Source organism: Mesorhizobium sp. M7A.F.Ca.CA.004.12.1.1 (assembly GCF_003997835.1).
Taxonomy (GTDB): domain Bacteria; phylum Pseudomonadota; class Alphaproteobacteria; order Rhizobiales; family Rhizobiaceae; genus Mesorhizobium.
Window position 1 is genome coordinate 1 of the sequence record NZ_RZRK01000068.1, and the last position, 13,133, is coordinate 13,133.

The following is a 13,133-nucleotide window of genomic DNA, read 5'->3' on the forward strand; positions in this document are numbered from 1 at the left end:
CAATCGTGCGGTTCAGGCAGCGTTTGCGGTCAGGGCTTGCGACTAACGGCCTTCACCTCTCAACGCTGCAATGGCTTGTTCTCGTTGTGTGGCTGCGTCCGCGTCCATAGCGCCAAAACGCAGGGCACAGCGGAATTTTTCCCCGGGTGCGACGCGAACCAGGCGGCCTCTTTCCTTGGCCGCAAGATAGCCGTCTGGTTCGGCGGTGGCCGGCAGCACGAGGCCAAGCGCGTCCTGGTCGGCGCCGCGTGTGATCCAGCGGACGGCATAATTGAGCTCGTCGGGGCGAAAGCTGACGAAATCCGCAGTACGGTCCGGATGGACCTGCAAGGCGTGCGCCCAGCCCTGGGGGTCCGCCTTAGCCCTCATCGTCAGCACGAGTTCTGGGTCGATCGGCTCGCCCTTGGTCAGCAGGCGATGCCGCGAAGGATTGGCGACAACGGCATCGCGGTAGGCAAGGTAGCTTTCGCTCGGCGTGAAAAAGGGCGGCAGCGTCTGGCGCACGACAATGTCCGCGGAATCATCCGCTACGGTGTCGACCAGGCGCCCGCCATCGGCCGGTTTGAAATTGATGTGCGCCAGGTACATCAACTCCATGGCCGAGCGTTTCAGGTTCTCGATCACGATGTCGACGGCGAGGCTGCTGGCGTCGAGTTGCAGCCGTACGGTGGGCTCCATCACATATGGCTGAAAGCGACGGTCTGTCGACAGCGCCCCGTCAGCGCCATGAAAGGCCCTTCGGAATTGCTGCCGGCGATCAGTTGCACATCCTGATAGGGCGCATTGGGCAGGTCGCCGTGAAGCGGGTGGCGGTCATCCGGCCCCGGATTTCCCATTGCGGTGGCGCCGCAGTGGATGAAGAACGCGCCGTAGTTGGAAAGATAGTCGCGGGTCGCGACCGGCTCATCGAACATCGAGCGCATGGTCCGGGAGCGGCCGAGGAAGGTCGCGTCCCAAATCTGCTGTCCTTGGAACGGCAGCATGACGATTTCGCCCTTCGCGTTGCTGATCCGAAGCCCGGCAACGCCGGATCGGTAGCGAAAGGCGGTGGCGACAAGCCCGCGATAACGCGCGACGATGGTTTCCGACGCGCCGAACTGCTCGGGCACGAGGTCGACGAAGACGTGATCGGAGTAGTCCAGATGCATTGTTTCGACCTTATCCACCGCAAGCGTGCGTGCCGATAGTCGCAGGAAACATCTGGAAATCAACGGCAGCACGTCTCACAGCTTCTGCCAGGACGGCTGGTGGCAGAGTCTCTTCGCGCCCTCCTGGGAGAGCGCTCGAAACTGCAAGCTTGCCAGGCAATATCCCGCGATTGCCTATCCGCGAGCCGGCGGCAGCTCGAACAAAGTGGCGCCGTTCTCCCGGCCGCGCTCGACATAGCCGATAACGCCGAACCATCTTGCGACATCCGGCCCCTGGAGCCAACTGCGCGAGTGGATGGCGAGGTTGCCGGCGAGCGCCTGGATGTGCCTGATATGCCGCTTGCAGAAGCGAACGGTCGCGGCGCGGAAGAAGTCCTCCCGTGCGGCGAACAGCGTGTCGGCGGCGTCGCTGTTCTCGTGCCAGGCGATGATCGCCACGGCCTTGTCGCCCTCGACAAGCGCGTGCGCGCGGCCCTCCTTCAAATTCATCATCAGATTGTCGTAGGCGATCTTGCTGTCCTTGCCGGCCGCCACGTATTCGTCCGACATCCGCTTGGACAGACCGCGAAAGACATCCTCCAGATCCCCAAGCGTCGCTGCGCGTGCTCTCATTTCACCTCCTGCAGCCCCGGCAGGCAGTTTGCCCTAGGGTTGAGGGGTGGCCAAGCAAATTAAATCCGTCTGCGGGCTAATGTGCGCAAAGTGATTCCACTTGGCGATGCAGGCGGCGACGCGATGGGGTGTGTCCAAAACGGACCGGGGAGTAGTGGTGCCCAGAGGCGGATTCGAACCACCGACACGCGGATTTTCAGTCCGCTGCTCTACCAACTGAGCTATCTGGGCCTGTTCCGGCAAACGAAAACTCGTTGGCCGGAATTCATCGAGGCGCCGTGGGGCGCCCCTTGAAAGCGCGTGGGTTATAGCACGGGAATTCGGCCTGTCCAGCGCCTAGTGGGCGATTTCAGGCAGGAAAAGCGACGCCGTGCGGTGCCCCGGTTTCCATGCCGCTTGCGGGCGGGAATCGGGCACGGCATGGCACGATGCGGCCTTCGCCATCCCTGTCCGTGCCGCTATTGCCGGCTGACATGCCGTGGCACTGCCTTTAGCCGACGATCGAGGCGCACAATGCTTCGCGGCTCAGACCCGCATTGGTCGCCGCCACCTATCTGGCGCCGGTCACGCCTCTACGAAAATCGGAGGGCGACATGCCGGCGAGCTTGCGGAACGACTTGTTGAAGGCGCTGAGCGAGCCGAAGCCCGAATCCATGGCGACGCGCAGCACATTGGCGTCCTGATGCATCACCTGCGCCGCGCTCGCGCTTGCCCTGGGCTCAGCCCCGGCCTTCGCGCAATCCGGCGAAATCACCATCTGGAGCCGGAATGTCGCGGCTTCATCGCTGAAGGCGACGATTGCCGGTTTCAACAAGCAATTTCCCGACGTCAAGGTCACGGTCCAGGATCTCGGCAACCAGCCGACTTACGACAAGTCGATCGCCGGCTGCGCCGCCGGCCCGCACACATCAGCCGAGCTCGATCACGACCAGATCTGGTCACTGGGCGCCCGGCTCATTTCGAATCGTCGGGGTCCGTTTCTTCCTCGTCGTCGCGAGCCTTGATGACGTAAGCGCCCTTCAGCCAGCGATTGAGGTCGATGTCCTTGCAGCGCGTCGAGCAGAACGGGAAGGTGTCGCGCGCCGAGGGCTTGCCGCATTCGGGGCAGGGGCGCTTCGGGCGCAAGGGCGTGACTTTGGGATCGGAATTCACAGCCGGGGTCCCGCCAGCCAGCCGCCATGCACCTTGAAGCCTTCGCCGCTCAACAGCGCGACGGTCTCATAGAGCGGCAGCCCGACGACATTGGTGTAGGAGCCGACCAGCTTGACGACGAAGGCGCCGGCGAGGCCCTGGACCGCGTAACCACCCGCTTTGCCGCGCCATTCGCCCGAGGCGACATAGGCGTCAATCTCTTCGCGCGGCAGCCGCTTGAAACGCACCCGCGTCTCGACCAGCCGTTGGCGCAGCTTGCCACCCGGGGTGATCAGGCAGATGCCGGAATAGACCCGGTGCGAACGGCCCGACAACAGCCCGAGGCAGTTGGCAGCGTCGTCGAGGGTTTCCGCCTTGGGCAGGATGCGCCGTCCGACGGCAACCACCGTGTCGGCGGCCAGCACGAAACCTGGCGCGTAGTCGGCTTCGGTCTGCAGCGAGGCGAACGCCTTCTCGGCCTTTTCCCTCGACAGCCGCTTGGCCAGCGAGCGCGGATGCTCGGCACGCAACGGCGTTTCGTCGACATCGGCCGGCAGCACGCGGTCCGGCTCGATGCCGGCCTGCTGCAAGAGCTCGATCCGGCGCGGCGAACCCGAGGCAAGCACCAGCTTCTGCAAAATGCTCATCGCGGACCAGTCGGGCTTTGCTTACTTGAAACGATAGGTGATGCGGCCCTTGGTCAGGTCGTATGGCGTCATCTCGACCAGAACCTTGTCGCCGGTCAGCACGCGGATGCGGTTCTTGCGCATGCGGCCGGCCGTATGGGCGATGATTTCGTGTTCGTTTTCGAGCTTTACCCGGAACATCGCGTTCGGCAACAATTCCGTCACGACACCCGGAAACTCGAGGACTTCTTCCTTCGGCATTCGATACCTTTGCTTGGATGGTAGTTCCAGCACCCTGGCCGGAATTTCGGCGGAACCTATATGATAATCGTCCGCTTGTGAACACGCTTAATCCGTCGCGTTTTTTGCTCCTGGAAGCAGAAAACGTCGGCCTATGCGCACCTTCAGCCGCTCGCGCACGTCGCGATAACTAGCCATGATCTGTTCGCGGGTGCCGCTGGCGTCGGTCGGGTCCGGCGTCGGCCAGTATTCGACCTCGACAGCGAGCGAGCGGGTGAGTTCAAGTGCGGCGTGGTGCGCTTCCGGCGCCAGCGTGACGATGAGGTCGAAATAGTCGTCCTCGAGATCGTCCATCGTCCTTGGGTGACGCCCGCCCAGCGTGAGACCGTCTTCGGCAAGCACCGCATCGACGAATGGATCGCGCTCGCCGGCGCGAACGCCTGCCGAAGCGACAAAGACGGTGGCGGGCAGCATGCGGCGCGCCAGTTGCTCCGCCATGGGCGAGCGCACGGCATTCATGCCGCACAGGAACAGGATCGAACGGGGCAGGGCGCCGGGTGCCAGGGCTAGCCCCGCCAGTGCAGTACGCAGACCAGCGTGAACAGCCGGCGCGCCGTATCGAAGTCGATGTCGATCTTGCCGGACAGCCGGTCCATCAGCGTCTGCGAACCTTCATTGTGCAGGCCGCGGCGGCCCATGTCGATCGCTTCGATGTGGCTCGGCGTCGAGGAACGGATGGCGTCGTAGTAGCTTTCGCAGATCATATAATAGTCCTTGACGATGCGCCTGAGCGGCGTCAGCGACAGGATATGGGTGACGACGGCGGTGCCATCCTCGCGCGCCACGGCAAACACCAGGCGCTGCTCGGCCAGCGACAGTTTCAGCCGGTAAGGGCCGTCGCCGCTGTCACTGACGGGCTGAAAACTGTTCTCCTCGATCAGGTCGAAGATCGCCACCGCGCGTTCATGCTCGACATCGGGTGTCGACCGGCCGATCGATTCATCGAGTTCGACATCGATCAGCCTGGCGCGGGTTTGATCGGGGCCAGACATCGCCGCCTACATGTTCAACCGTATGGCGACGGAGCGTCCATGCGCGTCAAGGCCTTCCGCCTTGGCCAGCGCAATCGCCGCCGGCGCCAAGATCCGCAACTGTTCCGGTCCAAGCTTGAGGATCGACGTGCGCTTGACGAAATCGAGCACCGACAGACCGGACGAGAAGCGCGCCGAGCGCGCCGTAGGCAGCACATGGTTGGAGCCGCCGACATAGTCGCCGATGGCTTCCGGCGTGTGGCGGCCGAGAAAGACCGCACCCGCGTTGCGCATCCGCGACAGGAAGCCCTCGGCGTCGTCGATGGCCAGTTCGACATGTTCGGCGGCGATGCGGTCGACCAGCGGCAGCGCGGCGTCGATGGTCGACACCTGGATCACCGCACCAAAATCACGCCAGCTCGCCGCCGCCGTCTCGGCGCGTGGCAGGCTCTGCAACTGGCGCTCGACGGCTTGTTCGACAGCGATGCCGAAGGCTGGATCGTCGGTGACCAGGATCGATTGCGCCGATGCATCGTGCTCGGCCTGGGCCAGCAGGTCGGCCGCGATCCAGTCCGGATCGTTGCTGCCGTCGGCCACGACGAGCACTTCCGACGGCCCGGCGATCATGTCGATGCCGACGGCGCCGAACACCTGGCGCTTGGCCGCCGCGACATAGGCATTGCCCGGGCCGACGATCTTGGCGACCGGCCTGATCGTTTCGGTGCCGTAGGCAAGGGCGGCGATCGCCTGCGCGCCGCCGACACGGTAGATTTCCGACACGCCTGATATGTCGGCCGCCACCAGCACCAGCGGATTGATGATGCCGCCCGGCGCCGGTACGACCATGACGATGCGCTCGACGCCGGCCACTTTGGCCGGCACGGCGTTCATCAGCACCGAGCTTGGATAGCTCGCCGTGCCGCCCGGCACATAGAGCCCAACCGCCTCGACCGCCGTCCAGCGCCAGCCGAGCTCGACGCCGGCGGCATCCGTATAGCGGTCATCCTTTGGTCGCTGCCGCTCATGATGCGAGCGGATGCGGTCGCGCGCGAATTCCAGCGCCTCGATCGTCTTTGGGTCGGCGGCCTTGTAGGCCTGGGCGATGTCGTCCTTCGAAACGGCAATGCCCAGTCCAGCCAGATCGGCGCGATCGAATTTCCGTGAATAGTCGATCAGCGCCGCGTCGCCCTCGGCGCGCACGCGCGCGATGATGGCGCCCACCGCTGCATCGACGTCGGCGGACACTTCCCGCTTGGTCAACAGGAAGGCGGCGAAACGCTGCTCGAAATCGGCGTCGGACTGACGAAGCGTGATGGCCATCGGACGCTCAGGCCTTGTGGATGGGGCGCGAGGTGGCTTCCCACGCCCCGCCGATGTCGGCAAGGCGGGCCTCGATGCATTCGACGTCGAGCATGATCGCACCGCCGCCCGAGAAGATCAGCTCGACGATGCCGGCCGGCTTGCTGATCTCGATGAAGCTGATCGCCAGCAGCGACAAGACTTCCGCAGGCTTGTCGCGGTCGATGCCGCTGGTCTTGGCGCCGAGCACGCGGTCGAAATGCAGCACGGCCTGCCGTCGCTCATTGTGCTGGCGAAACAGGCCGGATTTTGCTTCCCAGACGAAACGGTTCATGGTCAGCAGGAAACGCTTGGCCGCAGGCAGGAATTCGAGGTCGCTGACTTTCAGCACGGCATCCTGGACATGAGCCGAAACGATGCTCAGGTCCTGGTCGTCTAGCGCGATAAGCTTAAGGCCGGTCATGCGGATTTCGCACCTGAAGGTTGATTGTTCAGCCTTCTGTTAGGCGGTCTTGGCGATCGGTGCAACCGCACCAACAGCTGCAGGTCTGCGCTGCCCCTCATCGCCCTGCCGGGCACTTCTCCCCATATAGTGACGGGGAGAAGGACGCTGCCGCGAAGGATCTCGCCAATCTCCTGCGTTGCTGGAGAGGAGCCGAGGTCGCGGGCTACGCCGAAATCCGTTCGATCACCGCGCCGCAGTTGGACAGCTTTTCTTCCAGCCGCTCGAAGCCGCGGTCGAGATGGTAGACGCGGTTGACCGTGGTCTCGCCTTCCGCCGCCAGGCCGGCGATGACCAGCGACACCGAGGCGCGAAGATCGGTTGCCATGACCGGCGCGCCCTTCAGTTTCGGCACGCCGTCGACGATCGCCGTCTGGCCCGAAAGCGTGATATGAGCGCCGAGCCGCGCCAGTTCCTGCACATGCATGAAGCGGTTCTCGAAGATCGTCTCGGTGATCCGCGACTTGCCCTTGGCCATCGTCATCAGGCCCATGAACTGCGCCTGCAAATCGGTCGGGAAGGCCGGAAACGGCGCTGTCGTCACGTCGACCGGCGAAATGCCGGCGCCGTTGCGCCTCACACGAATGCCGGAATTGGTCGGGGTGATCTCCGCACCCGTCTGGGCGATCACGTCCAGTGCCGTCTGCAGCAGGTCCGGCCGCGCGCCTTCGAGCACGACGTCGCCGCCGGTCATGGCGACGGCCATGGCATAGGTGCCGGTCTCGATGCGGTCGGGGATGACGCGCACGCGCGCACCCGACAGCGATTCGACGCCGTCGATGGTGATGGTTGGCGTGCCGGCGCCGGAAATCTTCGCGCCCATGGCGTTGAGGCACTCGGCGAGGTTGACGATCTCGGGCTCGCAAGCCGCATTTTCCAGCACCGTCTCGCCCTTGGCGAGCGCCGCGGCCATCATCAGCACATGGGTGGCGCCGACCGAGACTTTCGGGAAGATGTAGCGGTTGCCGACAAGCCGGCCATTCCTTGTCTTGGCGATGACATAGCCGGTGTCGACGTCGATATCGGCGCCCAGCGCCTGCAGGCCCTCGAGGAACAGATCGACCGGCCGCGTGCCGATGGCGCAACCGCCCGGCAGCGACACTTTGGCTTCGCCCATGCGGGCCAGCAGCGGGCCGATCACCCAGAACGAGGCGCGCATCTTCGACACCAGTTCGTAGGGCGCTGTGGTGTCGACGATGTTGCGGGCGGAGAAGTTGATGGTGCGCGAATAGCCCTCATTCTGCTTCTCGCGGCGGCCATTGACCGAATAATCGACGCCGTGGTTGCCCAGGATGCGGATCAGTTGCTCGACATCGGCCAGATGCGGCACGTTTTCCAGCGTCAGCGTGTCGTCGGTCAAAAGCGAGGCGATCATCAAAGGCAGCGCCGCGTTTTTCGCGCCCGAGATCGGAATGCTTCCGGAGAGCTTGTTGCCCCCGACAATTCTGATGCGATCCATGGAAGAACGTCCCTCTCGGCCAAAAAGGGCCGGTTCAATCGTTTGAGTAGCGGCCCGTCTAGACCATTGGCCAATCTGGTTCAAGAATTACGCTGGTTCAAGAAATGGGATTTCGCCCACCCCGGGCCAAGAGTGGCCGATTTGAGTTAATCTTTTTGTATTTCCTTCGATGCAGCGAGCCCGTCCGGCCGCTCGTCGGCATCGCCGGTCCGCCGCGAGCGTGACTGCGCCTTGCGCTTCTGCAGATTGGCGCGCAATTGCTCGGCCAGCCGATCCTTGCGGATTGTTGCGCTGTTTTTCGGTGGACCATCCTTTTTCACTGGAATTGCCTTGTCGTCCATCGCCCCGTCCCCGCCGGCGACCCACCAGCTTGCTGTTCAGGGATAGCCAACATTGTGGCACTGCCATGTCATTAAAAGCTATCCGGCAAAGGCTTTCACAGAAGCGTTGCGCTTGGCCTTGCGCTTGCCGGTTCGATATGGCAGAAGCCCCGCCATCAGCGGCTGCGGTAGCTCAGTGGTAGAGCACTCCCTTGGTAAGGGAGAGGTCGAGAGTTCAATCCTCTCTCGCAGCACCAGTTTCCAACATCCTTGTTGCCGCACATTCGTTCTCTGCATTTGCGAGGGCGAGGCGGCTACATGGGAACGGCGCGGCCGTCGTGCTGGCGGACCTCATCAGCCGTGCATTGCTCCAGAAAATGGCTGCCACAGGCAACTCCAGCCGAAACGCGTTCTCGGAAGCGACACGATTCGTTAACCAAGATGCTGTTCATCAACATGACGTGTTGTGGCATGGACGCCTGTCTGCGTCGGTCAAGTCCATGCTTGTCAGGAAGAGGGCTGAAAGGCTCTTCATCTGGGCGGGAACCTGAAATCGCCCGAAACAAAAGAACGTGCAAGGCATGAACGTGAGCGAAAACGTGCAAAACGCCCCCCGTGCTTCCCGTCTTTGGACACTGCCTGCCATCATCGCAGCGTTCCTTTGCCTGTGTGTCACCGGCGCGTTCGCGGAGACGCGTGCTTTGAAGATTCAACATCTCCATACGGGCGAGAAGGCTGAAATCGTCTTCAAGCGCAATGGGCGCTATGATCCGGCGGGATTGAAGAAGATCAATCTCATGCTGCGCGACTGGCGTCGCAACGAACCGACGAAGATGGATCCGCGCCTGCTCGATCTTGTCTGGCAGGCCTATCGCGCCAGCGGCTCGAGAGCCTATATCCACGTGGTCAGCGCCTATCGGTCGCCAGCGACGAACGCCATGCTGCGCAGCCGCTCGAAGGGCGTGGCTCGGGAAAGCCAACACATGGTTGGCCGCGCGATGGACTTCTTCCTGCCGGATGTGCCGCTGAAGAAGCTGCGCGACATCGGCCTCAAGATGCAGGGCGGCGGCGTAGGCTATTACCCGACCTCCGGTTCGCCTTTCATACATATGGATGTCGGCAATGTGCGGCATTGGCCGGGCATCAGCCGCCAGGAACTCGCAAGGGTATTCCCGAACGGCAATACGCTGCATGTGCCGAGCGACGGCAAACCGCTGCCCGGTTATGGGCAGGCGTTTGCCGCCTACAAGTCGCGCAAGGGCGCCGGCACGCCCAACATCGACCTGGCAAGTGCCGACGGCGGCCAACGCAGGCCGGCGCGCGGCCTGCTGGCGACGCTTCTGGGTGGGCGCGGCGCGGACGAGACCGATGATGTCGCCGAAGCGGTGCCGGCGCCACGCAAGCCGGCCAAGTCCGTTGAACCCAGGCCCGCCGGCATCGCAATCGTGCCGCCGCAGGATGCCCAGCGCGCCGACATCCAGATGGCTTCCGTCGATAGGGCCGAAGAATCGCCGATTGGACCGGAGGGGAAGACGCCTGAAGCGATCGTCATGGCCATGGCGCCGGGCTCGGTGCCGCTGCCAGCCTTCGCCCCGCGCAGCGGGTCCACGACCAGCATTCCGACCCCGCAACTCGCGCCGCTTGCAGCAGCCAACGCTTCCACCGCGCGGGCCGAACTGGCCAATCCAACAGCAACCGATGCTGAAATTCCCTCGGGCAAGTCGGCCGGTCCCGCGGGCGGCGCGCCGGACATGGTGGCGTTCAACATCCCGTTGCCGACATGGCGACCGGAAAGCCCGACGCGCCAGCTTGAAGCAGACAAATCCGGCGATGCGGTCGCTGCCTTGCTGGCCTTGAACCACGCCGATGACGGCCACAATGGGTTGGCCGGCCAGCGGGTCTCGGTTGCCCAATCGAAGCCCGAAGATCGCGTCAGGACCAGCCCGAAGGCCGACCGTGTCCAGCCAAATCTCGATCCCGAAGCCACCGCGGTCATCGTGCCGGCAGCGTTGTCCCGGCCGATTGAGACAGGTCGTGGCATCGCCGGCGGAGCTAGCCCTGCGGCGCCCGTCATTGCCGCCAATCTCATCCGCACAGCGCCGGAGCACATCTATCTCGATGGATTCCAGCCGCGAGGACGGACCTCCGATCACCGGCGCTTCACCGGTTCCGCGGTCAAGTTCCTGCCCATCGCCAGCTTCAAATAGACGCCAGCCCTCGTTCGAGCCGACGTGGATGTGTTGCACGACTGGCTTGGCTGCCATGGGATAGCAAGTCATGCCGAACTCTCGATGGCTCTGTAAGAGAAGTTCCAAATTTGACAAACATGTGTGAAATTGTAAGATAATCGTCTTTCCGTCGGCGATGGGCGATGACAATGTCGATCCGCGAAGAACTGGCCAATACGACCGTGGCGTTCACCTCCGCGGAAGAGAAGATCGTCCAGGTCCTGCTCGCTGATTATCCGATGTCGGGGCTGGGCACCGCGACCCGGCTGGCACGGCGCGCTGGCGTCAGTGACCCGAGCGTGACGCGGCTGATGAGCAAGCTTGGCTATGTCGGCTTTGCCGATTTCCAGGCACGCCTGCTCACCGAAGTTGAATCCAGGCTGCATTCGCCGCTTTTGATGATGGAGGCCAAGCGCCCGGGCGGCTCCAGCGAAGGCACCGCACTTGCCTATTTCCATTCGGTTTCCGACAGCCTGGAGCGCACGCGCACGGCAGTGCCGGTGCAGGCCTACACGCGCGCCGTCAACCTGCTGCTGGAGAGCAAGGGGCAGGTCGTGCTGCTGGGCGGCCGGTTCAGCCGGCATATCGCCTCCATGCTGGCCGGCTACCTCCTGCAGTTCCGCTCCGGCGTGCGCGACATCGGTTCGTTGAGCCCCGCCGATTTCGACCTGTTGATCGACCTTGGCAAGCGCGACCTCCTCGTCGTGTTCGACTACCGGCGCTATCAGTCGGACGTGGTGAGCTTTGCCCAGCAGGCCAAGGAGCGCGGCGTCTCCATCCTGCTGTTCACCGATGTCTGGCTGTCGCCGATATCTGACATAGCGGACCTGACCATGGTCGCGGCGATCGACGCCAACTCGCCGTTCGACACGCTGGCAACGGCCGTTGCCCAGATGGAAACCGTGTTCGCCCACGCGCTGGAAGGCCACGGCGCCGGGGTGCGCAAGCGCATCGAGGACATCGAGAAGATCCGCAGTGCCAATGCGGTCACGCTCGATACCGCCCTGTCGTCATCGGCCGACGACGCCGCCAAATCCAAAACCACAAGGAAATAGTGTCGTTGCGCCCAGTGCAGCGATGCAAAGCGCCGCGACGCAGAGAAGGAAGCGACGATGCCCGACAACCAGACCATCATCGATGCCGTGCAGGCTGAGATCGAGACCGATCGCGACTGGTTGATCGGGCTGACCCGCGACATGGTCCGCATCCCTTCGGTCAACCCCAAATTCGAGCCCAATCCGGCGATCAACCGCGAGGCGGATGTCCAGGCGCTGCTCGAACCGATCCTCAAGCAGGACGGGTTCAGGACCGAGCAATGGGATGTCTTGCCCGGTCGGCCCAATCTGGTCGGCGAATGGGCGGGAGACGAGGATCGCAGCCTGATCCTGTGCGGCCATATCGACGTCGTGCCGGTCGGCGCGATGAAGGATTGGTCGGTCGATCCGTTCGGCGGCGAGATCACCAATGGCCGCCTCTATGGCCGTGGCGCCGTCGACATGAAGGGCGGCGTCGCCGCCTGCATCGCCGCCGCGCGCGCGATCCGCAAGGCGGGCATCACGCTGCAGGGCCGGCTCGCCATCCACTCGGTCGTCGACGAGGAAGCCGGCGGCTTCGGCGCCATGGACGCGGTGAAGAAGGGCAAGCTCGCCAAGGCGGTGCTGGTCGCCGAACCGACCTGGGGTGATGTCCTGCCGGTCGAAGGCGGGCTTGAATGGGCGCGGGTGACGATCCGCGGGCGCAACGCCCATTCGGCGCTGCGCTACAACGAGATCTATCCGCAGCGCCACGACAAGGAGCGGCTCGAGCCGGGCGTCAACGCCATCGAGATCGCCGCCCGTTTCATCGCCGCCGTGCGCCAGTATGAGCTGGACCGGACGCGGGCGAAATCGCATCCATTGCTGCCGCTCGGTATGAACACCATCAACATCGGCGTCATGCATGGCGGAACCGGCCTTGGCCAGCATGGCCTGCCGACCGTCATGACCAACCCGGCCATCATTCCCGACGTCGCGGTGCTCGATCTCGACATGAAATTCCTGCCCGATGAGAACTCGGCCGACTACCGCCGCGATTTCGAGACGTTCGTCCACCATTTCGCCCAGACCGATGCGTGGCTGCGCGACAACCCGCCTGCGATCCAATGGGAGCTCGGCGGGCTGTATTTCCCGCCGATGAACACGCCGGTCGATCATCCGCTGGTGACATCGCTGATGAAGCGCAAGGCCATGGTCGGCAAGGCGCCGCAGGCTCGCGGCTTCGTCGCCGTGTGCGATGCCGCGCACTATGCCGGCGCCGGCGTCGACGGTGTCATCTTCGGCCCCTCAGGCGACGGGTTTCACGGTTCCGACGAATATGTCGAGGTCGAATCGGTGGTCGAGACCGCCAAGGTGATCGCCGCTTCGGCCATCGACTGGTGCGGCATCCGCTGAGGCGCAGCCGCTATTCCGAAACGATCAGCCCGGGCGTTTCAGGCGTCCGGCGACGGCGCCCCATGAAGCCTTGATCATGCCGACCAGGCCGCTCGGGTAGGCCAGCAT

The 13,133-nt window shown here is 63.8% G+C and carries 15 protein-coding genes, 2 tRNA genes and 2 pseudogenes; 5 read left to right on the plus strand and 14 right to left on the minus strand.

What is annotated here, in order from left to right:
• Window positions 1–42: 42 nt before the first annotated feature.
• The 5 genes and pseudogenes from EN984_RS05845 to EN984_RS05865 form a co-directional block, all read right to left on the minus strand.
• Window positions 43–678 (minus strand): hypothetical protein, encoded by a 636-nt coding sequence (locus EN984_RS05845; protein WP_127269087.1) that lies wholly within the window; start codon window positions 676–678, stop codon window positions 43–45.
• The gene (locus EN984_RS05850) at window positions 678–1,148 is read right to left on the minus strand and encodes a hypothetical protein (protein ID WP_127269086.1); all 471 of its coding nucleotides are present in this window, start codon (window positions 1,146–1,148) and stop codon (window positions 678–680) included. The genes EN984_RS05845 and EN984_RS05850 overlap by 1 nt, the downstream gene beginning before the upstream one ends.
• Window positions 1,149–1,322: 174 nt before the next feature.
• Complete coding sequence (locus EN984_RS05855; RefSeq protein WP_023813918.1) at window positions 1,323–1,760, minus strand: hypothetical protein; 438 nt, start codon at window positions 1,758–1,760, stop codon at window positions 1,323–1,325.
• Between the two features lie 155 nt (window positions 1,761–1,915).
• A tRNA-Phe gene (locus EN984_RS05860) sits at window positions 1,916–1,991 on the minus strand.
• A 319-nt stretch (window positions 1,992–2,310) separates the two neighbouring features.
• Window positions 2,311–2,475 (minus strand): annotated as a pseudogene (locus tag EN984_RS05865) (helix-turn-helix domain-containing protein); the annotation flags it as partial.
• Between EN984_RS05865 and EN984_RS38610 the strand changes: the two are divergent.
• Window positions 2,447–2,659, plus strand: a pseudogene (locus tag EN984_RS38610) (ABC transporter substrate-binding protein); the annotation flags it as partial. The pseudogenes EN984_RS05865 and EN984_RS38610 overlap by 29 nt on opposite strands.
• A 55-nt stretch (window positions 2,660–2,714) precedes the next feature.
• Here EN984_RS38610 and yacG read toward each other — a convergent pair.
• From yacG to EN984_RS05915, 9 genes are all read right to left on the minus strand, one after another.
• Window positions 2,715–2,912, minus strand: a complete 198-nt coding sequence (yacG, locus tag EN984_RS05875; RefSeq protein WP_127269085.1) for a DNA gyrase inhibitor YacG — start codon at window positions 2,910–2,912, stop codon at window positions 2,715–2,717.
• Window positions 2,909–3,538, minus strand: coding sequence for a Maf-like protein (locus EN984_RS05880; RefSeq protein ID WP_127269084.1), 630 nt, complete (start codon window positions 3,536–3,538; stop codon window positions 2,909–2,911). The genes yacG and EN984_RS05880 overlap by 4 nt, the downstream gene beginning before the upstream one ends.
• Before the next feature lie 21 nt (window positions 3,539–3,559).
• A complete protein-coding gene (infA, locus tag EN984_RS05885) occupies window positions 3,560–3,778 on the minus strand; it encodes a translation initiation factor IF-1 (RefSeq protein ID WP_006200926.1) in 219 nt (72 codons plus the stop codon).
• Between the two features lie 87 nt (window positions 3,779–3,865).
• Entirely contained in the window at window positions 3,866–4,336 is a 471-nt protein-coding gene (locus tag EN984_RS05890) for a low molecular weight phosphatase family protein (RefSeq protein ID WP_127272356.1), read from the minus strand.
• On the minus strand, window positions 4,324–4,809 hold the full coding sequence (locus tag EN984_RS05895; protein WP_127271901.1) for a UPF0262 family protein: 486 nt from the start codon (window positions 4,807–4,809) through the stop codon (window positions 4,324–4,326). The genes EN984_RS05890 and EN984_RS05895 overlap by 13 nt, the downstream gene beginning before the upstream one ends.
• 6 nt (window positions 4,810–4,815) lie before the next feature.
• On the minus strand, window positions 4,816–6,108 hold the full coding sequence (gene hisD / locus EN984_RS05900) for a histidinol dehydrogenase (protein WP_127272355.1): 1,293 nt from the start codon (window positions 6,106–6,108) through the stop codon (window positions 4,816–4,818).
• Between the two features lie 7 nt (window positions 6,109–6,115).
• Complete coding sequence (locus EN984_RS05905; RefSeq protein ID WP_127268680.1) at window positions 6,116–6,550, minus strand: DUF2948 family protein; 435 nt, start codon at window positions 6,548–6,550, stop codon at window positions 6,116–6,118.
• Between the two features lie 205 nt (window positions 6,551–6,755).
• Entirely contained in the window at window positions 6,756–8,048 is a 1,293-nt protein-coding gene (gene murA / locus EN984_RS05910) for a UDP-N-acetylglucosamine 1-carboxyvinyltransferase (RefSeq protein ID WP_127268679.1), read from the minus strand.
• Window positions 8,049–8,194: 146 nt separating this feature from the next.
• Window positions 8,195–8,389, minus strand: coding sequence for a hypothetical protein (locus EN984_RS05915; RefSeq protein WP_127268678.1), 195 nt, complete (start codon window positions 8,387–8,389; stop codon window positions 8,195–8,197).
• Window positions 8,390–8,550: 161 nt separating this feature from the next.
• Here EN984_RS05915 and EN984_RS05920 point away from each other — a divergent pair.
• From EN984_RS05920 to EN984_RS05935, 4 genes are all read left to right on the plus strand, one after another.
• Window positions 8,551–8,625: transfer RNA gene (locus EN984_RS05920), tRNA-Thr, on the plus strand.
• A 324-nt stretch (window positions 8,626–8,949) separates the two neighbouring features.
• Entirely contained in the window at window positions 8,950–10,575 is a 1,626-nt protein-coding gene (locus EN984_RS05925) for a DUF882 domain-containing protein (protein WP_127268677.1), read from the plus strand.
• A 170-nt stretch (window positions 10,576–10,745) separates the two neighbouring features.
• Window positions 10,746–11,651 carry a MurR/RpiR family transcriptional regulator gene (locus EN984_RS05930; RefSeq protein ID WP_127268681.1) on the plus strand — a complete coding sequence of 302 codons (906 nt, stop codon included), beginning with the start codon at window positions 10,746–10,748 and terminating at the stop codon, window positions 11,649–11,651.
• 57 nt (window positions 11,652–11,708) lie between these two features.
• Complete coding sequence (locus EN984_RS05935; RefSeq protein WP_127272178.1) at window positions 11,709–13,025, plus strand: ArgE/DapE family deacylase; 1,317 nt, start codon at window positions 11,709–11,711, stop codon at window positions 13,023–13,025.
• The last annotated feature ends 108 nt before the right edge of the window (window positions 13,026–13,133 follow it).

What these genes read in the sequence shown, in the direction of transcription:
- EN984_RS05845 (WP_127269087.1), bottom strand. Translation starts at nt 678, where the DNA reads ATGGAGCCCACCGTACGGCTGCAACTCGACGCCAGCAGCCTCGCCGTC.
- EN984_RS05850 (WP_127269086.1), bottom strand. Translation starts at nt 1,148, where the DNA reads ATGCATCTGGACTACTCCGATCACGTCTTCGTCGACCTCGTGCCCGAG.
- EN984_RS05855 (WP_023813918.1), bottom strand. Translation starts at nt 1,760, where the DNA reads ATGAGAGCACGCGCAGCGACGCTTGGGGATCTGGAGGATGTCTTTCGC.
- EN984_RS05880 (WP_127269084.1), bottom strand. Translation starts at nt 3,538, where the DNA reads ATGAGCATTTTGCAGAAGCTGGTGCTTGCCTCGGGTTCGCCGCGCCGG.
- infA (WP_006200926.1), bottom strand. Translation starts at nt 3,778, where the DNA reads ATGCCGAAGGAAGAAGTCCTCGAGTTTCCGGGTGTCGTGACGGAATTG.
- EN984_RS05895 (WP_127271901.1), bottom strand. Translation starts at nt 4,809, where the DNA reads ATGTCTGGCCCCGATCAAACCCGCGCCAGGCTGATCGATGTCGAACTC.
- hisD (WP_127272355.1), bottom strand. Translation starts at nt 6,108, where the DNA reads ATGGCCATCACGCTTCGTCAGTCCGACGCCGATTTCGAGCAGCGTTTC.
- EN984_RS05905 (WP_127268680.1), bottom strand. Translation starts at nt 6,550, where the DNA reads ATGACCGGCCTTAAGCTTATCGCGCTAGACGACCAGGACCTGAGCATC.
- murA (WP_127268679.1), bottom strand. Translation starts at nt 8,048, where the DNA reads ATGGATCGCATCAGAATTGTCGGGGGCAACAAGCTCTCCGGAAGCATT.
- EN984_RS05915 (WP_127268678.1), bottom strand. Translation starts at nt 8,389, where the DNA reads ATGGACGACAAGGCAATTCCAGTGAAAAAGGATGGTCCACCGAAAAAC.
- EN984_RS05925 (WP_127268677.1), top strand. Translation starts at nt 8,950, where the DNA reads ATGAACGTGAGCGAAAACGTGCAAAACGCCCCCCGTGCTTCCCGTCTT.
- EN984_RS05930 (WP_127268681.1), top strand. Translation starts at nt 10,746, where the DNA reads ATGTCGATCCGCGAAGAACTGGCCAATACGACCGTGGCGTTCACCTCC.
- EN984_RS05935 (WP_127272178.1), top strand. Translation starts at nt 11,709, where the DNA reads ATGCCCGACAACCAGACCATCATCGATGCCGTGCAGGCTGAGATCGAG.